Origin of the sequence: Burkholderia sp. Se-20378 (assembly GCF_017104665.1) — a bacterium.
GTDB lineage: Bacteria > Pseudomonadota > Gammaproteobacteria > Burkholderiales > Burkholderiaceae > Burkholderia > Burkholderia lata.
In genome coordinates this window covers 1-19,749 of sequence record NZ_JAAGPG010000034.1, presented here as the reverse complement: position 1 = coordinate 19,749, position 19,749 = coordinate 1, and the positions used below count along the sequence as shown (strand labels likewise).

Here is a 19,749-nt window from a genome sequence, read left to right as displayed (position 1 = left end):
GGATATCGCATCGACTCGAAAAAGGACAGTCGAATGCAGCCGGGCGATTCACGCGGGGACCGATTGATCAGGGGAATCGGCGCACGTACGCGCATACGGTTCGCCGTGCGCCGGCTGCTCATCATTTTGACGGCGGGCTTACTGGCCGCTGTGCTTCCTTCTGCGTTCGCCGCCTCTCCCGAAGCCGTCAACGACAACGTGCTGCGCGTGCTTGCATGGCCCGGCTATGCGGACAGCGATGTCGTCAGCGCGTTCGAAGCGCAGTTTCACGTACGCGTCGAAGTGACGTTCGTCGATTCCGACGAAGCATTGTGGACGCGGATGCACAGCGCGGCGCCGCCGCCGTACGACGTGCTGGCCGCGAATACGGCCGAGATCCAGCGCTATGCGCACGAACGCCTGCTCGCGCCGATCGACCTGTCGCGCATCCCGAACCGGCGACGGCAGTTGCCGAACTTCCAGCAACTCGCGACGATCGACGGGCTCGTTGAAGAGGGCGCCACGTATGCGATCCCGTTCACGTATTCGTCGATGGGGCTGATCTACGACCGCAAGCAGGTTCCGGCCGCGCCGCGCTCGATGCGGGAGCTGTGGAATCCGCGCTACCGCGGCAAAGTGCTCGACTTCAACAGCGCGCAGCACAATTTTTCGTTCACGGCGCTGGCGCTCGGCTATTCCGATCCGTTTCGCCTGTCGCCCGCGCAGACGCTCGCCGTCGCGCACAAGCTGATCGACCTGCGCCGCAACCTGCTGACGTACTACACGCTTCCCGAAGAGGCGACCGCGTTGTTCGTCCAGCATCGTGCGGCGCTGATGTTCGGCAACTACGGCACGCAGCAGGTCGAACTGCTGCGACGCGCCGGCGCGGACGTCGGCTACGTGATTCCGGATGAAGGCGCGCTCGCGTGGCTCGACTGCTGGGCCGTCACGCGCGGCGCGCAACATCCGGAGCTCGCGTTCGCCTGGATCAACTACATGCTCGAACCGGCGATCGGCGCGCTGCTGACCGAACGCCAGGGCCTCGCGAATACGCTTGCGCCGCCGCCGGGCCTCGACACCGGGCACCAGCATCTCGTCTGGCTCCAGCCCGTGGAGGACATCGCGCGGCGCGAATCGCTGTGGGGCCGCATCGTGTCGGGCGACCGGCCGGAGCGGTTCGGAAAATGATCCGGCTCGGGCTCACGTCGAAACTGTCGGTGCTGTTCGCCTGCATCGGCGTGATCGCGTCCGGCGCGACCGGCTATTACACGTATCGCGCGAACCGCGCGATGCTCGTGCAGGAAGCGCAGCACAGCCTGCTGATGTCGACGCAACTGCTGGGGCAGCGCTTCACCACGGCGCTGGCCGACGTCGCGGACGATGCGCTCGTGCTCGCGCAGTTGCCGTCGTGTGCGCTGGTCTCCGGCGGCAACAACCGGGATGGCGCGCCACGCGCGCGGCTCGAGCAGGTGTTCTACAGCTTCATGAGAAATCATCCGGAGTACCTGCAGATCCGGTTGATCGCGAGCGGGGATTTCGGGCTCGAGCGTATCCGCGTCGATCGCGATGCGCACGGCATCGTCGTATTGCCGGACAGTGCGTTCCAGGAAAAAGGACAGTTTTCCTATGTATTCGATACGCTCGCGACGGCGCCCGGTCATATCTACCTGTCGCCGATCGTGATCAACCACGAGACGGGGTCGCACGCGGCCGAAGGGCTGCCGATCCTGCGCGTGGGCACGCCGGTTGTCGACACGTCGGGCCAGACGGTTGGCGCGCTCGTCGTCGATGTCGAGCTGTCGCGCGTGTTCGAGCGGCTCGAACGCGATCTGCCGGAAGACTATGCGGTGTATCTCGCGAACGAGTGGGGCGATTTTCTCGTGCACCCCGATCCGTCGCAGACGTTCGGCTTCGATCGCGGCCGGCGCGTACTGATGCAGGACCGTTTCGCGGTCACACGCGAGCTATTCGACAGCGCTCGCGCAAACGTTACCCTCAATGGTCTGACCGATCCCGCCGCGGCGCCGGGCCAGATGTTCGCATTCGCGCGCACGCCGTTCGGGCACGACGAGGGCAACCGTTACGTCGTGCTCGGGATGGGGCGCCCGCTCGCGGATGTGCTGGCGCCGGCCGGCATGCTCGGCGAACGGATCGTCCGGATGGTGCTCGTGTCGAGCTTGATGGCGGTGATCCTCGCGATCCTGTTCGCGCGTGCGATCACGCGGCCGCTGCAGACGCTCGCGCGCGCCGCGACGCACGTGTTCGACGATCCGGCCGCCGAGCAGCTGCCGGTCGGGCGTGCCGACGAGATCGGCGTGCTCGCGCGCTGTTTCGACAGCATGCGCGTCGAGATCCGCACGCAGGTCGCGATGCTGCGTGCGAAGCAGCTGGAGCTCACGCACCTCGCCGGCCACGATGCGCTGACCGAGCTGCCGAACCGCCTGCTGTTCATGGAGCATCTCGATACCGCGATCCGGCGTGCGGCCGCGATGCACGAAGGGCTGGCGGTGATGTTCGTCGACCTCGACCGCTTCAAGCAGATCAACGACCAGCACGGGCACTCGGCCGGCGACCGCACGCTCGTCGCGGTCGCCAAGCGACTGAGCCTCGTGCTGCGCGGCGGCGACATGGTCGCGCGGCTCGGCGGCGACGAATTCATCGTGCTGATTGCGGACGTGCGCTCACCGGCGGTGATCGGCGACGTCGCGTCGCGCATCCAGCTCGTGATGGCCGAGGAACTGGAGTTCGGCGACCGGCGCGTGGCCGTGGGCGCGAGCATCGGCGTCAGCGAGTTTCCGGCTGACGGCGCATCGGCCGAGGAGTTGCTCGTCAAGGCCGACGCGGCGATGTACGCGGCGAAGGCGTCCGCCCAGCGCGCGTTCGTGCGCTATCAGGAACTGGTCGGCAACGGGAGTGGTATCGGCGGCAGCACCGACAGCGGGACGGACGAAGCGGCCGGCCGTATCGCGTCGGGCGGCAGCCGGTGACGGCCGGCCGCCGATGTGCGCGGCTCAAACGCAACGAGCCCGTCGCGGGACGGGCTCGTTGAAGGTGCGGACTGCGCGCGAAGGCGCGCAGCGGCCGGCTTGCTTAGTGGCCGAAGTAGATCGAGTCGCGCGGGTTTTGCACCTTGACGGCCGGTGCGCCACCCTGGACGGTCGCGGCCGGTTGCGCACCGTAGCCGCTGGTGTCGGCGCCGTGCACGCGGGCTTGCGCAGCCTGGATGTCGGCCGGGTAGTACGGGCTCGACTGGCTCGGCTTGTAGCCGGCGCTTTCGAGCTGGACCAGTTCATTGCGCACTTGAGCGCGGGTCACGGTGCTTTGAGCGAATGCGCCGAACGAGGCGGACAGGGCGACAGCGGCAACGACTGCGGAAACGAGCGATTTCATGATGACCTCCGGTGTTTTTGGCTTTCCGCGTTCGACACCATGTCGTAAGCGGTTGATTACATCGTAGGCGTCGGTCGACCTAGGGTAAACGTGAGTTTTGGCGAAAGATCGTTGCAACTGGGGCAATAATTTCGAGATAAAACCTTCTGGCCCTATTCGATGTTGCCGGATTTGCAAGGGAGAGGGGGCGCGTGGCGCGGATGGTGCGCACGACGGGGCGCCCGGCGGCGAGGGCGCGGGCGGAGAGGCGGCGGACGGGCTGCGACGCTGCCGGATCAGACGTCGTCGTCGATTTCCTTGCGCTCCCGGCGTTCCTCGTTGCCGCGGCGCGCACGCAGGCGCTGGCGCGACAGCACGGCGATCACTTGCTGGGTCGGCGCGCCGGACGGCAGTTCGTTGCGGATGCGATCGGGCACCATGGGCAGGCCTGCGCGCTGCCGGCGCAGTGCCTTGGCGATTGCCCGGCGGCATTCGTCACCGTGGCAATCCCATTCATCGCGGATTCTCTGGCAATAACGGCATTGTTCCATCGGGACAGTCTAACGCGTCTTCGGGAACGAGGCTGGACGCTGGCCCCGACGCGTCACGTGTTGGCAGCGGCGCCGGCGAGCGCTTTCGCATGAGACTGGAAGCGGCGATGTTCTTCCGGCGGCACGAGCGAGCCGCCCGTTGCCCAGATGACGTGCGTGGACTGCCGCAGGTCGATCGCGTGGCGATGCACGTAGTCGCGGCCGGCCGGGGACTGCGTCAGCCAGCCGGGACCGCCGACGGCAGCGGCGGCCGACGGTTCGAGTTCCACGCCCGTCGCGTGTTGAACCGCAAGCAACTGCGCGTAGAGCTGTGCGTCGCTGACGGTGAAGACGCCCGACAGCAGCGGCGCCATCAGCGGACTGACGAGGTGCGATGCCTGCGCGACGGCCAGGCCGTCGGCCTCGGTCCGGTTGTCGAGCCCCACGTCGTAGACGGACACGGGCTTCCCGGGGCCGGCGGCCAGCTGGACCAGCACGCAAGGCGACGCGACGGGTTCGGCGAAGAAGCAATGCACGTGCGCGCCGAACAGCGCCTTGAGGCCATACGCGATGCCGCCTGGCGCGCCGCCGACGCCACACGGAATATGGACGAAGAGCGGATGCGTCGCGTCCACGCGGCGACCCGCCTCGGCGAGCTGCGCGGCGAGATGCCGGGCGCTGGCCGCGTAACCGAGGAACAGCATCAGCGAGCCTTCGTCGTCGACGAAGTGGCTGCGCGGCTGATCGCATGCCTGCGCGCGTCCGGCCGCGACGGCTTGCGCGTAGTCGCCGTCATGTTCGATCACGCGAACGCCGCGTTGTCTCAGGCGCGCCTTCTTCCACGGCTTTGCGTCGGTCGACATGTGAACGACCGACTCGAACCCCAGCGCGGCGGCCATCACGCCGATGCTCAGGCCGAGATTGCCGGTGCTGCCGACGATGACGGTGTGCGCGGCAAACCGTTCGCGCGCGGCGGCCGATGCGAGGATCCGCCGGTCGCCCGCGGGTTCGAGCAGCCCGTGTTCGATCGCGATCGACTCCGCGAGTGCGAGCACTTCATGAAAGCCGCCGCGCGCCTTGATCGAGCCGGCGATCGGCAACGCGTCGTCGCGCTTGATGAACCACGCGCCGTGTGCGTCCGCCGGGATCGACAGCGTGCGCCGCAGGCTGTCGGCCGGCATCAGCGGCGATTCGATTTTTCCCGCGCTTGCCGCGAGTTCGGGAAACAGCTCGGCCATCAGCGGTTCGCAGCGTGCCAGCCGCGCTTCGGCCATCGCAATCGCGTCGAGCCCGGGCGCGTCGTGCGGCATCGGGCTGCCGGCATGGGGATTCAGCCACAGCAGCGGGTGGTGGGATTGCAGTTTGGCTAATAGATCGGCGGGTTGGAGCGTGATGGTCATGGATCGGGCTTGCATCGGATAAACGAGAGATATGAACGGAATGCTACGATCCGGGAAGCCGGCGCAAAAGCGCCGATTTCTAATGAATACATTAGCCTGACTTATATCCATGCGACTCGACGGTTCGATCCTGGGTGCGTTGCACTGCTTTGAAACGGCCGGCCGGTTGCTGAGCTTCACGAAGACGGCACAGGCGTTCAACCTGACGCAAAGCGCCGTGAGCCAGCAGATCCGGAACCTGGAGGACCGGCTCGGTTATCCGCTGTTCGTGCGCCAGGCGCGTGGACTGAAGCTGACCGAAAAGGGCGAGATCCTGCTCGGGACGATGTCGAGCGCGTTCGTCGACATCAATCGCACGCTTCAGGCGCTCGGCGTGTCGGACGCCCCGCTGCAGGTCAGCTGCCTGCCGTCGCTCGCGCTGCAATGGCTGATGCCGCGCCTGTCCGAATTTCACCGGCAACAACCGAATGTGCCGGTTCGCGTGAAGGCCGAGTTTCAGGTACTGGATCGTCAGGCCATGGAGACCGACGACATCGATGTGGCAGTGCGCTACGACCCGGTGCAATACGATCGGCTGCATGCCGAGGTGATCCTCGACGAAATCCTGTTTCCGGTCGCCACGCCTGCGTACCTGGCGCAGCATCCGGCCTTTGCCAGCGGCGAATCGCTGGAAGGTGTCGTCCTGCTGCACGACGCGGCTCCGTGGGGCGGTGCACCCGAATTCGTGGAGTGGCGCACGTGGCTGGAGGCGGTCCGTCCGGCGTGGACGGCGCATCTTGACGGCCCGCAGTTCAATTTTTCCAGCCTGGCAATCACGGCGGCGCTGAACCATCAGGGTGTCGCAATGGGGCGCGCCGCGCTGGTGCACGACGAGATCGCGAGCGGACGGCTCGTGGATGTCTTCGGCACGCACGTGCGTGCGCCGGCGCGCTACATGCTGTTGTCACGCAATCCTGGCGATCCGCGTACCGCGGTGTTTTCGGACTGGCTCAAGGCCGAGTGCGCGCGCTTCGATACGGCGCGATCGCGTTTGCTGTCGAGCGGAAGCAGGCACGAGTCGCTGATGCCGTCGGATAGATGAATCGGAGTGCGAAGAAGATGGGTGGCGAATACGGATGCAAACTACAGTTTCCCGTCCGTCTCCCTACGGATTGCTTGCGTGTGGACGGGGCTGGCAAGCGTTACTTGAGTTGCCAGATGCCCCAGATCGCGATCAACAGGCCAAGGCCGAATCCGCAGCCGAGCAATACGTAGGTTTCCATTTCATGCCTCTGAAAGCGCGGCAGCGCCGACGTGGGCGTCAGCGCGCGAGCAGCAAAGTCGGTGACGTCTCGTCCACGCCGTCGGGCGGGGCGATACGCCGGGTCCGCGAATACTACGCTTTGCAGCTTTCAGAACGCATGCGCGATCGATGGCATTACGCCATCTATTAATTCTTGTTCGCGTGCGCGTTGTCCATCTGGGTAACGTGCGATCCACCGTGGCGGAACACGCCCGATTTCCAGATCATCTGCGACGCCGCGACGAGCACGAACAGCAGCACGACCATCCTGAAGAGGCGGGGCGACATCTTGTCCCGCAGCGGGCGAACGAGCCACATGCCGGCAATGGCCGGCAGGCTGGCTGCCGCCGAGATCGCGAGGTCGGCGCCGCTCGCGTGCGCGGCGCCGCTGAACGTCGTGATCAGCGTCACGATCGACACCACGAGGATGATCGCAATCTGCTTCGTGAAGACGCGTCCGGTTGCCCCGGACGAAATCAGGTAAGTGGCGAGCAGCGGGCCGGGAACCGACGCGATGCTCTCCATCAGCGCCGCACCGAAGCCGAGCGCGAAGCCGACAGGCTTTTGCCACGCTTCCGGCAGGTTGAGTTTCGGCGCGGCGAGCATCAGCGCCGCAGCCACGATCAGCAGCGCGCCGGACGCCGCCTGCGCATGACCCGGATTGAGCGACAGCAGGATCGCCACGCCGACGATATTGCCGATCACGGTGCCCGCGATCGGCGCGGCGATCTTGCGTGCCGTCGCCAGCAACTGGCCACCTTCCAGCGCCTGCGGGATGTTGCCCAGGATGATCGGCATCGACAGCAGCAGCACCGCATGCCGGATCGGCAGGAACTGGCTGAGTATCGGCATCGCGATCAGCGGCACGCCGATGCCCGTGATTCCCTTGGCCATGCCGCCCAGCAGCAGCGCAATGGCGATGCCGGCCAGGTCGAACGCGCTGAGCCCCTGCAGGCTGGAGACCAGCACACCTTCAGTCAGATTGAAATGCATCATGGAATGGCATGTCGCGGCATATCCGGCAGCGAGCGCGGTCGATGGCGCTCGTGGCGGTCGCGTGTGTCTTGCACGCATTTGTTCTGGATTGGCCTGAACCGGAAGTCGATCGCGTGGCGCCGCGCCGTTGTGCGGCCGGGGCCGCAGGCAATCGACATGCGGTTCGAGGATGCATCTTACCTGAGCGTTGCGAAGGACATTCGGCGCCGGCCGCGGCGCGCCACCGGAAGCGTCGGTGTGATCATTTCAGCGGTTCAATATAATTCATGAGGATTTACCGTCTCATGTATGGGATTCATATCTTTGAACAAGGAGGCGTCGATGACGCTGGCCCAGTTGCAGGCCCTGGCGGCCGTGGTCGAACTCGGTTCGCTCACGGCTGCGGCTGATCGGCTCAGCCGCAGTCAATCCGCGATCAGTCATGCATTGACCGAGCTGGAAGACATCACGGAAGTCAAGCTGCTCTGGCGCGACCGGCAGCCGGTCGTCCTGACGGCAGCGGGCGAACGTCTGTGGCCGTACGTCCAGAGCGTGGTGCGGGAAGCCCAGCTGTTGCGCCAGCAGTTCAGCCTGTCGCGCGGCAAGCTCGAAGGGAAGCTGGTGGTCGCGTCGCTTCCGAGCGTGTCGCTGGCGTTCGTCGTCCCCGCGCTCGAGGCGTTGAAGGAGATGCACCAGGGCGTGTCGGCGGTGCTGCTCGAAGGCACGGACAGCGAAGTCGAAGGGTGGATCGACGACGGCACGGCCGATGTCGGCGTGGTGGCCGGCACGAAGACGTTCGCGCACGATCTGCCGCTGCTCGACGAGGACTTCGTCGCGGTGGCGGCGGACGGCATGTTCGCCGGCCGCAAGAGCGTGTCGGCGAAGCAGTTGTCCGCTGCGCCGTTCATTTTCTCGAAGGCCGGATGCGGGCCGGTGATCGCGGATTACTTCGCGCGCAGCGGCGTTCCGCTGCGGGCCGCGTTCAACGTGGTCGAGATGCGCACCATTCTGTCGATGGCGGAGGCGGGCATGGGCGTGTCTATCGTGCCGCGCATCACGCTCACGTACACGCCGTTCGGCGGCCGCGTGCTGGAGCTGTCGCCGAGGCTGCATCGCTCGGTGCGGCTGTCGTGGAATACGGCCGGCAACGCGGTCGCGGACGAGTTCGTGCGGCTCGTCGACGCACAACGTGCGAAGGCGGCGAAGGCGATCCACACACGCGCGAAAAAGAGCCGGTAACGAACGGCCGGTGCGATGAACAGCGCTCATGGGCGGCTTGCAGTTTATTCATGCCGATGGCGTTCGAGATGCAATACATTGTTCGAACTCGTCCCTGACCGCTTCGCCCCGAAGGAGAATTCCGTGCCGGCCGTGCCTACCTTGCTCGCTTTCGGACTCGTGTCGCTCGGCATGGTGCTGACACCCGGGCCGAACATGATCTACCTGGTGTCACGCTCGATCTGCCAGGGCCGCCGTGCCGGGCTGGTGTCGCTCGGCGGCGTTGCGATGGGGTTCGTTTTCTACATGGTGTGCGCGGCGCTCGGCATCACCGCGCTGGTGATGGCCGTGCCGTATGCGTACGACGCGCTGCGTTTCGCCGGTGCGCTTTATCTGGCGTACCTGGCATGGCAGGCGTTGAAGCCGGGCGGTCGCTCGGCGTTCCAGGTCCGGCAGTTGCCGCACGACAGCCGCGCCAGGCTGTTCACGATGGGCTTCGTCACGAACCTCGCGAATCCGAAGATCGCGGTGATGTATCTGTCGCTTCTGCCGCAGTTCATTTCGCCGGGGCACGGCAGCGTGCTCGCGCAATCGCTGGCGCTCGGCTGCGTGCAGATCGCGGTGAGTGTCAGCGTGAATGCGCTGATTGCCTGCATGGCCGGCGGCATCGCGGGCTTTCTGGCCGGACGGCCGGTCTGGGCGTCGGCTCAGCGCTGGTTGATGGGTACGGTGCTGGCCGGGCTGGCCGTGCGTATCGCGCTGGAGTCGCGCAGCTAGTACGAGTGGTTGACGGTTTGCAGGTCCACCGGGTGCTGTCGAGCGGCGTCGCAACGAAAGCACCCGGCATCGTCAGCCCTGGCAGTTGCCCTGCGCTTCGTTGCCGACGCGAACGGGCGCGGCTTTCTCACGGCGTCGGCCGCGCGTCGCGAGCCAGCACAGGATCGACCCGCCGCAAACCATCAATGCGCCTTGCCAGAATTCGATCGACAGCGGCGCATGCAGCAGCGTCGCGGCGAGCATGGCGGCGAGCACCGGGGTGAAGTACGACGCACCGACGATGACCGTCACGTTGCCGTGCATGATGCCGGTGTTCCAGGCCGCATAGCCGAACCCCAGCGCCGATGCCGCCAGCACGATGTAGATGACCGCATGCAGGCTGAACGTCATGCCGCCGCCGCCTTCGATCGCGAACTTGATCCAGAGCGCCAGCGCCACCAGCATGAAGAACGGCGTGACGCCGTTCTTGCCGTCGGCGAGGCGCGCCGTGACCGTGCAATAGCCGGCCCAGATCAGCGCGCCGAAGAACGCGAGGCCGTAGCTCAGCGGATTGTCCGCGACGTTGTGCAGCATGCCGGCCGGATCGAGGCCCTGGTCGCCGCCGAGCACCCGGCAGATGCCGAGCATCGACAGCAGGACGCCGGGCACGACCAGCAGGTTGGCGCGCTGCTTGTTGAACACGATCGCCGCGACCAGCGTGAAGCTCGGCCACAGATAGTTGACCATCGCGACTTCGATCGCCTGCTGGCCGTTGCTTGCATAGCCGATCGACAGCGACAGGCACAGCTCGTACGCGACGAACAGCAGCCCGCCCCAGAGCAGATACTTTTTCGGGAATTTGCTGAGATCGGGGAAGCCGATCGTCAACAGCAGAAGCGCGGATGCCACCGTATAGATCATCGCGGCGCCGCCGGTCGCGCCGAGACTTTCGCTCACTCCACGAACGAGGGCGACGACGGAGGCCCACAACAACACTGCGCCGAGCCCGGCGAGCGTTGCCTTATTCTTGCGCTTCATGCTTCCTGCCTGTTTCAACATTCAAATTCGATTTCGGATGATTCGGTTCCGCCCGCGCGTGCTGTCGCCGCAAACGGAAACTCCGGTTGCGCCCGCCACACGCGGCGGCGGCTGCAACCGGCCATGCAACGCGGCGCGCTTACGCGAGATCCGCGGGTACGTCGATCCAGATGGTCTTGATCTCGGTGTACTGGTCGTGCGCCCAGACCGACTTGTCACGGCCGCCGAATCCGGATTCCTTGTAGCCGCCGAACGGCGTCGTCACGTCGCCTTCGCCGAAGCAGTTGACGGTCACGACACCCGCGCGGATCTCGCGCGACAGCCGGATCGCCTGGTTCAGGCTGCCGGTGTAGACCGACGCGGCGAGCCCGTAGACCGAGTCGTTGGCCAGCGCGATCGCTTCGCCGACGTCGGTGAACGTCGTGACCGACAGGACCGGGCCGAAGATCTCCTCGCGGAACAGCCGGCTGCTTGGGCTCACGCCGTCCACCACGGTCGGCTCGACGAAAATGCCGCCGTCGGTCTGGCCGCCGAACGCGACGTGCAGGTGTTCCGCACCGGCCTGCTCGAGGTACGAGCGCACTTTCTCGAAGTGGGCCTTGCTGACCATCGCGCCGATCCGGTGCGCCGGGTCGAGCGGGTTGCCCATCTTCCATTCGCGCATCTGCGTGCCGATACGCCGCAGCAGGTCGTCCTTGATGTCGGCATGGACGATCAGCCGCGACGATGCCGAGCAGTTCTCGCCCATGTTCCAGAACGCGCCGTTGACGATGTGCTGCGCGACCGCGTCGAGATCGGGGGCGTCGGGCAGCACGACCGCCGGATTCTTGCCGCCGCACTCTAGCACGATGCGCTTCAGGTTGGATTCGGCCGCGTACTTGAGGAACTTCCGCCCGGTATCGGTCGACCCGGTGAAGCTCACCATGTCGACGTCCGCGTGACGGCCCAGCGGCTCGCCGACTTCCTTGCCGCCGCCCGGCAGCACGTTGAAGACGCCGGCCGGCACGCCGGCTTCGTGCGCGAGTTCCGCGACGCGCAGTGCCGTGAGCGTGGTTTCCTTCGCCGGCTTCACGACGATCGAGCAGCCGGCCGCGAGCGACGGGCCGATCTTCCACGCGAGCATCAGCAGCGGGAAATTCCACGGCAGCACGAGCCCGACGACGCCGATCGGCTCGCGCACGACCAGCGCCAGCGCGTTGCCGCCGACGGGCGCGGTGTTGTCATAGATCTTGTCGATCAGCTCGGCGTGCCAGCGGATCGTATGAATCGTCTCCGGCACGTCGATGGTCTGGCACTCGCGGATCGGCTTGCCGCTGTCGAGGCTTTCCATCGTCGCGAGTTCGTGCGCGTGCTGCTCGAGCAGGTCGGCAAACTTCAGCAGGACGGCCTTGCGGTGCGACGGCGCGAGCTTGCGCCAGCGGCCGTCTTTGAACGCCTGCCGCGCATTGGCGACCGCGAGGTCGACGTCGGCCGCATTGCAGGCGCCAATCTGTGCGAGGACGGCGTCGGTGGCCGGATTGACGGTCGCGAAGGTATCGCCGGAACTGGCCGTGCGGAATGCGCCGTCGATGAACGGCCCGGACGGGAAGCGAAGCGCCGCGGCCAGCGCCGCATATTCCGGCGCGCTGAGCAGGTCGGTCATCAGGCCTGGCCTCCGGTGACGGCGGCGACTTCACGCTTGATGCCTGCCACGATCGTGGCCAGCGTCTGCTTTTCCTGTTCGTCGAGCGCGCGCAGCGGTGCACGTACGCCGCCTGCGCGCAGGCCCGCGAGTTCGCAGCCGTACTTGATCGACTGGACGAACTTGCCGCCTTCGAGGAAATCCATCAGCGGCATCATCGCGGACATGATCCGGCGGCCCTTGTCGAAGTCCTTCTCGATCGCGCACGCCTGGTACAGCGCGATATGCTCGGCCGGCAGGAAGTTCGAGCCCGCGCAGACCCAGCTGCGCGCGCCCCAGGCGAAGAACTCCAGCGCCTGGTCGTCCCAGCCGCACGACACGCTGATGTTCGGGAACTCGCGCACCAGCATGTGCAACTGGCCCGTCTGGCCCGAGCTTTCCTTGATCGCGACGATGTTCTTCGACGCGTCGCAAACGGTGCGGAAGAATTCACGGTCCATCGACACGCTCATCCGGCCCGGGTAGTTGTACAGCATGATCGGCAGGTCGGCCGCGCGATCGATCTCCAGCGCGTGCGCCGCGTTCTCCTGTTGCGTGGGCAGCGCGTAGGGCGGCGAGCCGACCAGGATCGCGTCGGCGCGCACGGCCTTGGCCGCCTTCGCGTATTCGACGGAATCCTCGGTGCGCACCGCGCCGGTGCCGATCACGAGCGGCACGCGCGAGCCGATCACTTCACGCGCCCATGCGCCGAGATCGAAGCGCTCTTGCGCGGTGTGCGCATAGTATTCGCCGGTCGAGCCGCCGATGATGATGCCGTGCACGCCGGCCGCGATCAGCGATTCGATCACGTCGGCGAATGCGGTCTTGTCGATCTGGCCGGCGGCGTTCAGGGGCGTGATGGCAGGGGTGTAGATGCCTTCGAAATTCATGATGTTCTTCCGCGGAAAGGGAAACGGTCGGGTTGACGAAAGGTGCGTCGCTGCGAGCGCAGCGGCGCACCGGTAATGGGATCAGTGGTTGAGCGACGCGGCCTCTTGCAGGCTGAGCGAGCGCGTTTCGGGCGCGAGTGCAAGCGATGCGATCAGCCCGACGAACGAGACGGCCGCCGCTGCGTACATGGTGTTGCCGATGCCGACGGTCTGCAGCGCGATCGGCACGAGCCAGGTGCCGACAGCCGCGCCGATGCGTGACAGCGATGCGCCCATGCCGACCGCGAATGCGCGGATGTCGGTCGGGAAGATTTCATTCGGGTAGACGAGCTGCAGCACCTGCGCGCCGCCGATCAGCACCGCATACGCACCGAACAGCACGAGGATCAGCACCGCCGAGCCGCCGGAGCAGGCGCCGAGGCCCAGCAGCGCGAGGCCCGACCAGAGGAAGCTGTGGATCACCATCGCGCGGCGGCCGAGTTCGTTGATGATCCACGTCGCGATGATGCAGCCGACCACGAACAGCAACGTGATCGCCACCGAGCCGAACGATTCCCACTTGCCGGTCAGGTGCAGCGCTTCGAGCACGCGCGGCGCGAACGAGTAGACGGCGAACACGGGAATCACGGAGCAGCTCCAGAACACCGACACGAACAGCATCCGCTTGCCGTAGCCCGAGTGCAGCAGTGCCCACAGCGAGATCTTCTTTTCGGTTTGCTCCTCCGGCAGGTTCTTCACCGAGAACGACGGGCCGTAGACTTTCCGGATCACGTCGTCGGCTTCCGCGACACGGCCCTTGCTGAGCAGCCAGCGCGGCGATTCGGGCGTGCCGATGCGCACGAAGAACAGCGCGAGACCGATCACGGCCGGGCTGGCCAGCACCCAGCGCCACGCGTCGGGGCCGCCGCTGCCGAGGATGATGTTGCCGACGATGTACGCGAGCGCCGCGCCGAAGAACCAGATGATCGTCAGCATCGCGAGGCGCGGCCCGCGATACTTGCGCGGCATGAACTCGACGAGCAGCGAGCCGGCGACCGGGTATTCGATGCCCACGCCGATGCCGATCAGGAAGCGCAGCACGAACAGCGCTTCGCCCGAGTGGACCCACAGCTGCGCGAGCGAGCAGACGAAGAAGATCACGGGGCCGAAGAAGTAGGGCTTCTTCCGCCCGAGACGGTCGCTGAGCCAGCCACCGATGAAGCCGCCGAAGAAGATGCCGATCAGTGCGGACGCGGCGACCATGCCTTGCCAGAAGCCGGTCAGGCCGAGCGCGTCGGAAAACTGCACCATCGCGACGCCGATGATGCTCAGCACGTAGCCGTCCATGAGCCAGCCGCCGCCCGAGCGGATCGTGAGCAACTGGTGGAATCCATTGAGCGGAACATCCTCGATGGACATGTGATTCGTTGACATTGCCTGTCTCCTTCCATGAAATGGCGCACGGCATCCCGTCGCGCGATCTATTGATATGGTCTACTAAGCGTGATGCATGAATCGGTATCGGTTGTCCGGTGCTTCCTGGCGGGGTGACGCGCGTGGCGGCCCGATCAGCTTTCGAGTCCTGCCTTGCGTTGCCCCCACCAGAGGGTCGAGTTGACGCCGAGCGACAGGAACGGCTCGGGCGGGGTACGGTTCGGCCCTGATGTTGCCAGCAGGAAATCGACCAGGTCGCTGCGCTTGCCGGCCAGCCAGTCGGCGAGCAGCGTGCCCGTCACGGTGCCGCGCGTGATGCCGAGGCCGTTGCAGCACAGCGCGCCGTAGACGTTCGGCGCAAGCTGCCCGAAGAATCCCTTGTGGTTCTGCGACAGCGCCAGCGAGCCGCTCCACGTGTACTCGAACTCGACGTCCGGCAGCATCGGGAAGCGGCGTTCGAACGACAGCCGGTGCCGGTCGGCGAAACGCGGCAGGTACTTCTCGCGCGGGCGGCCGTCGGGGTTGAAGCTGAAGCTGTTGCGCACCAGGATGCGGTTGTCGTGCGTACGGCGCAGCGTGCTGCCGAACGGGTCGGCCGGGATCACGCCCCAGAACGGCTTGCCGCCCAGTTGCGCCTGTTCGGCGCCGGTCAGCGGCCGTGTCAGGCTCGCATACAGGAAGACCGGCAGCATCGTGTGCTGCAGGAAGCCGAAGCGCATGCCGAACGCGTTGTTCGCGAGCACCAGCTTGTCGACCGTGATCCGGCCGTTGCGGTGGGCGAGCACGATCCTGTCGCCGTACTCGACGTCGGTGATCGGCGTGTGCTCGTACAGCGTCACGTTCGGCGGCAGGCAGTCGGCCAGCCCTTTCACGAGCGCCGACGGCTGGATCAGCACGGTGCCCGGCGTGAACAGCGCCTTCCGGTAGAACGACGTGCCGATATGCGCGGGCAGATCCTTGCCGTCGATCATCTCGTACGGCTGGCCGAGCTTGTCGAGACCGCGGCGGTAGGCGTCGAGCACGGCGATGCCGCGCGCTTCCACGGCCGCCTGGTATTTCCCGGACGCGCTCATCGCGCAATCGATGCCGTGCTCGGCCACGAGCCGGCGCAGGATCGTCTGGCCGAGCACGTTCAGCTTCAGCGTCGTCCTGGCGGTGGGGATGTCGCCGATGTAGTCGTCGGCGCCGATGTCGTGCGGCAGGTCGATCGCGAAACCGGCGTTGCGCCCGGAGGTGCCGAAGCCGACTTCCTGCGCGTCGACCAGGACGATCTCGTCATCCGGAAAATTCAGCGCGAGCTGCCGGGCGGCGGCCAGGCCGGTGAAGCCCGCGCCCACGACGGCCCAGCGCGCGCTGGATTCCCCGCCGTGCGACGGCCTGGGCTGCCGCTGCCGGCTGGTGTGGTACCAGCCGCACATCTTGTCGTCGGCCGGAAGCGATGTGACCTTATGCATTCCTAAATCCAATATCGGTAAAGAGTCCTGATCGATCGCGCGGGAAGGCGGCGCACGTGAAAGCGTGCGCCGTCTGGTGCGGCCGTTAAAACTGGATGGGTACGTCCAGGCCTTCCGGGATCACGTACTCGGCCATGCGGCGGCGCGACAGCTCCATGTGGCTGCGGACCAGCTCGCCGGCGCGCTGCGCGTCGCGCTGCGCAATCGCTTCGATGATCTCGTCGTGCTGCTTGACTGCTGTTTCCAGGTCCTGCTGCATGTCGGTCGTCGCCGGCGACCGGTAAAAAATCTTGCCGAGGCGGGCGTGATCGATCAGCACGCGGCGCAGGCTCGGCATCAGGTAGGCGTTGCGCGCGATCCGGCCGATCTCGAAGTGGAACGCGTCGTTCTGGAGCACGCGCGCCTGCAGGTCGTTCTGCTCGATCGCGGTGCGAAACTGCGCCTGGATCGCCTTCAACCGTTCCACTTCTTCCGCCGTCGCGTGGCTTGCCGCCAGCTGGGTCGTCGCGACGTAGATCAGCGGGGCGGCCAGGAAAAAGCTGCGCAGCGACTGATAACCCATCGGCGACACGCGGGCCGGCCGGTTCGGCTCGAGCTCGAGATAGCCTTCCGCCGCCATCTGGCGCATCAGTTCGCGCACCGGCGGGCGCGAGAGCCCGAATTCCTCGCTGAGCGCGAGCTCGTCGACGACGGCGCCGGGCGCGAGCTCCATGCTCACGATGCGTCGCCGCAGTGTCTCCGCCATTACGTTCTTGCGATCCGCCGAGCCGCCGGATTCGGCATCCGGTGAGGCGGTCTGAAGCTTCTGTCTGGACATGATTTCATTGTCTACAAACTGTAGACACAGTTTAGGTTGAGAATAGACCAAGCAAAAATAAGGGTTTACACCTTAGCTCGCCAGACGGGCGAGGTCGATGCGGGCGCGGGGCGGCGCGCCTGGACATGCGTAGCTTAAAGGGGCGAAGCCGGGCGGGCCGAATGGCGGGCGTTGGAAGGGTGTCGGCGCCGCGCGTGCGGCCGGTTCAGGCGAGCTGGCGAAAGGGGCAGTTGGTCATGCGTCGTCGATATGCCACGCCGCGCCGATTGCGGACAGCGCGCGGCCGATCGAGTCGAGCATCGCGTCTCGCGTCGGCCCGAGCGTCGTGACAACGAAGAAACCGCCTTCGTCGGTCGACAGGCTGACCAGTGGCCAGCCGCCTGCGTCGCCACGGACTTCAAGCTGCCGTCGGTCGCGATCGATGTCGATGCCGTCGTGTGCTTGCCGCAACGCATTCGCGATCGCATCGAATGCGTCGGCCGACGGGGGCGTGTGGATGTGGTATTCGAAACTCATCTTCATGGGCCGGTGTGCGAGGCGGGCAGTCTAACGCGTGCCACGCCGCCACACGCCCTGACGGCGCCGCGTTGGGCGCCCGTCGCAACGGGCGCCCGCCCGATCACCGTTCGTTGCGCTTCTTGCTCAACTCGATCGTCTCGAACAGCTCGTAGTCGGCGGTCGGGTGCTGGTCGGCGCCCGGCGCGTGGTAGTAGCGCATCGTGATCGTCGTGTGTCCGCCCGGCTTGCCCGGGTCGTGATCGAACACGGCGATCCCGTAGCCGGTGCCCGTATCGCGGCGCGCGGACCAGATCGCATCCTCGAGCGCGTCGGCCGGCTCGCGCACGAACGTGTTCGGCGCCGTGCCGGGCACCGGCCGGTTCGGCTTCGTGAACACCTTCGCCCGCGCAAAGCCGGTCGCCGGGTTCTCGCCGTACACGTCGAGCGGCGCGCTGGTGCCGCCGCCGCCGAGGATCAGGTGGATCGTGCCGTGGCTCGTGTCGAACTTCGTGCGGTCCGGGTCGTTCGAGCCGACCGGGCGCGGCTGCAGCGTCTCGACGACTTCGCCGGTCGTCGCATCGACGCCCGCACGGTGATTGCAGCCGCGCACCGGGTAGCTGCGCTCGTAGTCGTGATCGTGGCCGCACAGCACGAGGTCGACGCCGTAGCGGTCGAACAGCGGCAGCCATGCTTCGCGAATGCCCTTGTCCGAACCGTTGCCCGTCTTCGACGAACTGAGTGCGTCCTGGTGCATCTGCACGATGATCCAGTCGATGTCGTCGTCGTGCGCGGCATGACGCAGCGTGTGTTCGAGCCAGCGCGTCTGTTCGCCGTTGCTGTAGCCGCGCACGTAGAACGACGTGCCGGGCTCGATCGGCGGGCGGCCCGTGCTCGCGGCCGGCACGAGCGGCGCGGGGCCGCCGACGAATGCGGCGGCGTCCTGGTACACCACGTCGTCCGCGTCGAGCGACACGAACAGCACCGAGCTCACGCGGAAGCTGTACCAGCGACCCTGGAAGCGCGTGCCGTTCTCCGGCAGCGTATAGCGGGCGAGATACGAGTCGAGCCCCTGCGGGCCGTTGTTGAACTCGATCTCGTGATTGCCGGGGCACGGCATCCACGGCCGATTCGCGGCCGACGTCTGGTTGTTGTTGCCGAAATCGCGCCACACCTCGGGCTGGTGTGCGGGGTTCAGGTTCGCATAGCAGAGGTCGCCGTTCAGCAGGTGGAACAGCGGCTGGAACTGCTCGACGGCCTGCACCGCGAAGCGGCTCTGCGGCGACGACAGCACCCACGCGCCGTTCGGCGTCGCGAGATCGCCGTAGCTCGTGAAGCGGAACGGCGCGCGGCCGCGCGGCGCGGTCGAGAAATTCGCGGAGAACGGCTGCGCGGCGTTGCTGTCGTTGTCGGCCGTGATCTCGTAGCGGTAGTGCGTATTCGGCTTCAGCCCGTGCACGCGTGCGTGGTACGCGAACACCGTCTCGCCGTTCAGGCCGTCCGTGTACAGGCGCTGGACGCCGTGCACGGTGCGCGCCGGCTCGCCGTCGGCGACGATGCGCGCGCGCGGATTGACGGCCGACGCGAGCGATGCCCACGAGATCACGACTTCCGACGTCGGGTCGTTGCCCCACGTCAGGTGGACCTGTTCGGGCGTGCCGTCCGGGTTCGACGCGGCGGCCCTGGCTGCCGCGAGGCCACCGGCGGCGGTGGCGAGGCCGGATACGCCGGCGAGTTTCAGGAAGCCGCGACGCGAGACGGACGCGGCCGGCTCGTTCGGCTGGATCGGGGAGTTGTCCTGGTTCGACATGGTCGGTGTTTTCGTTGGTGGAGACGCGAGATGTGGAACCGCCCGGCCATGCGCGAGCGTGGCCGGTGCGTGAGCCGGAAACGAGCGGGATCCCGGTGGCAAACATTGTCGGAGGGCAGTTTTGCCGGGTTGTGACAGCAGGGCAACCCCGCGCAAGCGTTGGCCCATGCCCGAACTCGTGGATTGCGGCATCCGGTCCGCGCCACACGCGTGCGACTCCGTTGAAATTTATTTGCCGGCATCGCGACGGATTTCGTTCGCCCGCGCCGTTTAACGCATGAACGGCCGCTTCCGGTCGATACCCGCTACCTCGGAGTCTTTCATGAAGCTTTCCACGCCATTGCGGTTTGCCGCGGCATGCGTGGCCGCGCTCGCTGCGTCGGCCGCCTTCGCGCAGGCCGTCATCGGCGCGCCTTACGCGCCGCCGGCGCCTCGCGTCGAAGGGATGCCGGCGCCGCGCGCGGGCTATGTGTGGGACCAGGGCCACTGGCACTGGCGGCAGGGCCGCTACGTGTGGATTCCGGGCCACTGGCAAGTGGTTCGCGTCGGCTATCACTGGGTGCCGGGCCACTGGGTCGCGCGCGGCCCGGCGTGGCGCTGGGTTCCGGGCCACTGGGCCTGATGCGCATGCCGCCGCACGGCACGCGGTGCCGGCGCGGCGGA

18 protein-coding genes are annotated in these 19,749 nt (G+C 66.6%); 6 read left to right on the top strand and 12 right to left on the bottom strand.

From position 1 onward, the window contains the following. Positions 1-33 precede the first annotated feature (33 nt). Positions 34-1,167, top strand: a complete 1,134-nt coding sequence (locus G3N93_RS07060; protein WP_174943076.1) for a PotD/PotF family extracellular solute-binding protein — start codon at positions 34-36, stop codon at positions 1,165-1,167. Continuing rightward, positions 1,164-2,966, top strand: coding sequence for a sensor domain-containing diguanylate cyclase (locus tag G3N93_RS07055; RefSeq protein WP_174943084.1), 1,803 nt, complete (start codon positions 1,164-1,166; stop codon positions 2,964-2,966). Before G3N93_RS07060 ends, G3N93_RS07055 begins: the two co-directional genes overlap by 4 nt. 103 nt (positions 2,967-3,069) lie before the next feature. Here G3N93_RS07055 and G3N93_RS07050 read toward each other — a convergent pair whose 3' ends face one another. From G3N93_RS07050 to G3N93_RS07040, 3 genes are all read right to left on the bottom strand, one after another. Further along, positions 3,070-3,369 (bottom strand): DUF4148 domain-containing protein, encoded by a 300-nt coding sequence (locus G3N93_RS07050; RefSeq protein ID WP_206132634.1) that lies wholly within the window; start codon positions 3,367-3,369, stop codon positions 3,070-3,072. A 275-nt stretch (positions 3,370-3,644) separates the two neighbouring features. Next, positions 3,645-3,899 carry a hypothetical protein gene (locus tag G3N93_RS07045; RefSeq protein WP_027791787.1) on the bottom strand — a complete coding sequence of 85 codons (255 nt, stop codon included), beginning with the start codon at positions 3,897-3,899 and terminating at the stop codon, positions 3,645-3,647. A 53-nt stretch (positions 3,900-3,952) separates the two neighbouring features. Further along, positions 3,953-5,278, bottom strand: coding sequence for a D-serine ammonia-lyase (locus G3N93_RS07040; protein WP_374196426.1), 1,326 nt, complete (start codon positions 5,276-5,278; stop codon positions 3,953-3,955). Between the two features lie 109 nt (positions 5,279-5,387). On the opposite strand from G3N93_RS07040, the gene G3N93_RS07035 reads away from it, so the two are divergent. Further along, entirely contained in the window at positions 5,388-6,359 is a 972-nt protein-coding gene (locus G3N93_RS07035) for a LysR substrate-binding domain-containing protein (protein ID WP_206132633.1), read from the top strand. A 348-nt stretch (positions 6,360-6,707) separates the two neighbouring features. Here G3N93_RS07035 and G3N93_RS07030 read toward each other — a convergent pair whose 3' ends face one another. Then, a complete protein-coding gene (locus G3N93_RS07030) occupies positions 6,708-7,556 on the bottom strand; it encodes a sulfite exporter TauE/SafE family protein (RefSeq protein ID WP_206132632.1) in 849 nt (282 codons plus the stop codon). A 321-nt stretch (positions 7,557-7,877) separates the two neighbouring features. On the opposite strand from G3N93_RS07030, the gene G3N93_RS07025 reads away from it, so the two are divergent. Together G3N93_RS07025 and G3N93_RS07020 are read left to right on the top strand one after the other, a co-directional pair. Continuing rightward, a complete protein-coding gene (locus G3N93_RS07025; protein WP_174943090.1) occupies positions 7,878-8,774 on the top strand; it encodes a LysR family transcriptional regulator in 897 nt (298 codons plus the stop codon). Positions 8,775-8,897: 123 nt separating this feature from the next. Next, positions 8,898-9,530 (top strand): LysE family translocator, encoded by a 633-nt coding sequence (locus G3N93_RS07020; RefSeq protein ID WP_206132631.1) that lies wholly within the window; start codon positions 8,898-8,900, stop codon positions 9,528-9,530. Between the two features lie 72 nt (positions 9,531-9,602). Here G3N93_RS07020 and yddG read toward each other — a convergent pair whose 3' ends face one another. The 8 genes from yddG to G3N93_RS06980 all read right to left on the bottom strand — a co-directional run bounded on the left by yddG (position 9,603) and on the right by G3N93_RS06980 (position 19,086). Then, entirely contained in the window at positions 9,603-10,547 is a 945-nt protein-coding gene (yddG, locus tag G3N93_RS07015) for an aromatic amino acid DMT transporter YddG (RefSeq protein WP_206132630.1), read from the bottom strand. A 139-nt stretch (positions 10,548-10,686) separates the two neighbouring features. Then, positions 10,687-12,189 carry an aldehyde dehydrogenase gene (locus G3N93_RS07010; protein WP_206132629.1) on the bottom strand — a complete coding sequence of 501 codons (1,503 nt, stop codon included), beginning with the start codon at positions 12,187-12,189 and terminating at the stop codon, positions 10,687-10,689. Continuing rightward, positions 12,189-13,097, bottom strand: a complete 909-nt coding sequence (locus G3N93_RS07005) for a dihydrodipicolinate synthase family protein (RefSeq protein ID WP_174945548.1) — start codon at positions 13,095-13,097, stop codon at positions 12,189-12,191. Before G3N93_RS07005 ends, G3N93_RS07010 begins: the two co-directional genes overlap by 1 nt. A gap of 81 nt (positions 13,098-13,178) precedes the next feature. After that, positions 13,179-14,510, bottom strand: coding sequence for an MFS transporter (locus tag G3N93_RS07000; protein ID WP_174989043.1), 1,332 nt, complete (start codon positions 14,508-14,510; stop codon positions 13,179-13,181). Between the two features lie 134 nt (positions 14,511-14,644). Beyond that, complete coding sequence (locus G3N93_RS06995; protein WP_174989045.1) at positions 14,645-15,964, bottom strand: FAD-binding oxidoreductase; 1,320 nt, start codon at positions 15,962-15,964, stop codon at positions 14,645-14,647. 85 nt (positions 15,965-16,049) lie between these two features. Beyond that, on the bottom strand, positions 16,050-16,781 hold the full coding sequence (locus G3N93_RS06990) for a GntR family transcriptional regulator (RefSeq protein ID WP_174943130.1): 732 nt from the start codon (positions 16,779-16,781) through the stop codon (positions 16,050-16,052). A gap of 234 nt (positions 16,782-17,015) precedes the next feature. After that, on the bottom strand, positions 17,016-17,303 hold the full coding sequence (locus G3N93_RS06985) for a hypothetical protein (protein ID WP_206123195.1): 288 nt from the start codon (positions 17,301-17,303) through the stop codon (positions 17,016-17,018). A 97-nt stretch (positions 17,304-17,400) separates the two neighbouring features. Further along, positions 17,401-19,086: a metallophosphoesterase family protein gene (locus G3N93_RS06980; RefSeq protein ID WP_206132628.1), complete on the bottom strand. Its 1,686-nt coding sequence runs from the start codon at positions 19,084-19,086 to the stop codon at positions 17,401-17,403. 322 nt (positions 19,087-19,408) lie between these two features. On the opposite strand from G3N93_RS06980, the gene G3N93_RS06975 reads away from it, so the two are divergent. After that, positions 19,409-19,708, top strand: coding sequence for a YXWGXW repeat-containing protein (locus G3N93_RS06975; RefSeq protein WP_206132627.1), 300 nt, complete (start codon positions 19,409-19,411; stop codon positions 19,706-19,708). Positions 19,709-19,749 lie beyond the last annotated feature (41 nt).

What these genes read in the sequence shown, in the direction of transcription:
- G3N93_RS07060 (WP_174943076.1), top strand. Translation starts at nt 34, where the DNA reads ATGCAGCCGGGCGATTCACGCGGGGACCGATTGATCAGGGGAATCGGC.
- G3N93_RS07055 (WP_174943084.1), top strand. Translation starts at nt 1,164, where the DNA reads ATGATCCGGCTCGGGCTCACGTCGAAACTGTCGGTGCTGTTCGCCTGC.
- G3N93_RS07050 (WP_206132634.1), bottom strand. Translation starts at nt 3,369, where the DNA reads ATGAAATCGCTCGTTTCCGCAGTCGTTGCCGCTGTCGCCCTGTCCGCC.
- G3N93_RS07045 (WP_027791787.1), bottom strand. Translation starts at nt 3,899, where the DNA reads ATGGAACAATGCCGTTATTGCCAGAGAATCCGCGATGAATGGGATTGC.
- G3N93_RS07040 (WP_374196426.1), bottom strand. Translation starts at nt 5,278, where the DNA reads ATGACCATCACGCTCCAACCCGCCGATCTATTAGCCAAACTGCAATCC.
- G3N93_RS07035 (WP_206132633.1), top strand. Translation starts at nt 5,388, where the DNA reads ATGCGACTCGACGGTTCGATCCTGGGTGCGTTGCACTGCTTTGAAACG.
- G3N93_RS07030 (WP_206132632.1), bottom strand. Translation starts at nt 7,556, where the DNA reads ATGATGCATTTCAATCTGACTGAAGGTGTGCTGGTCTCCAGCCTGCAG.
- G3N93_RS07025 (WP_174943090.1), top strand. Translation starts at nt 7,878, where the DNA reads ATGACGCTGGCCCAGTTGCAGGCCCTGGCGGCCGTGGTCGAACTCGGT.
- yddG (WP_206132630.1), bottom strand. Translation starts at nt 10,547, where the DNA reads ATGAAGCGCAAGAATAAGGCAACGCTCGCCGGGCTCGGCGCAGTGTTG.
- G3N93_RS07010 (WP_206132629.1), bottom strand. Translation starts at nt 12,189, where the DNA reads ATGACCGACCTGCTCAGCGCGCCGGAATATGCGGCGCTGGCCGCGGCG.
- G3N93_RS07005 (WP_174945548.1), bottom strand. Translation starts at nt 13,097, where the DNA reads ATGAATTTCGAAGGCATCTACACCCCTGCCATCACGCCCCTGAACGCC.
- G3N93_RS07000 (WP_174989043.1), bottom strand. Translation starts at nt 14,510, where the DNA reads ATGTCAACGAATCACATGTCCATCGAGGATGTTCCGCTCAATGGATTC.
- G3N93_RS06995 (WP_174989045.1), bottom strand. Translation starts at nt 15,964, where the DNA reads ATGCATAAGGTCACATCGCTTCCGGCCGACGACAAGATGTGCGGCTGG.
- G3N93_RS06990 (WP_174943130.1), bottom strand. Translation starts at nt 16,781, where the DNA reads ATGTCCAGACAGAAGCTTCAGACCGCCTCACCGGATGCCGAATCCGGC.
- G3N93_RS06985 (WP_206123195.1), bottom strand. Translation starts at nt 17,303, where the DNA reads ATGAAGATGAGTTTCGAATACCACATCCACACGCCCCCGTCGGCCGAC.
- G3N93_RS06980 (WP_206132628.1), bottom strand. Translation starts at nt 19,086, where the DNA reads ATGTCGAACCAGGACAACTCCCCGATCCAGCCGAACGAGCCGGCCGCG.
- G3N93_RS06975 (WP_206132627.1), top strand. Translation starts at nt 19,409, where the DNA reads ATGAAGCTTTCCACGCCATTGCGGTTTGCCGCGGCATGCGTGGCCGCG.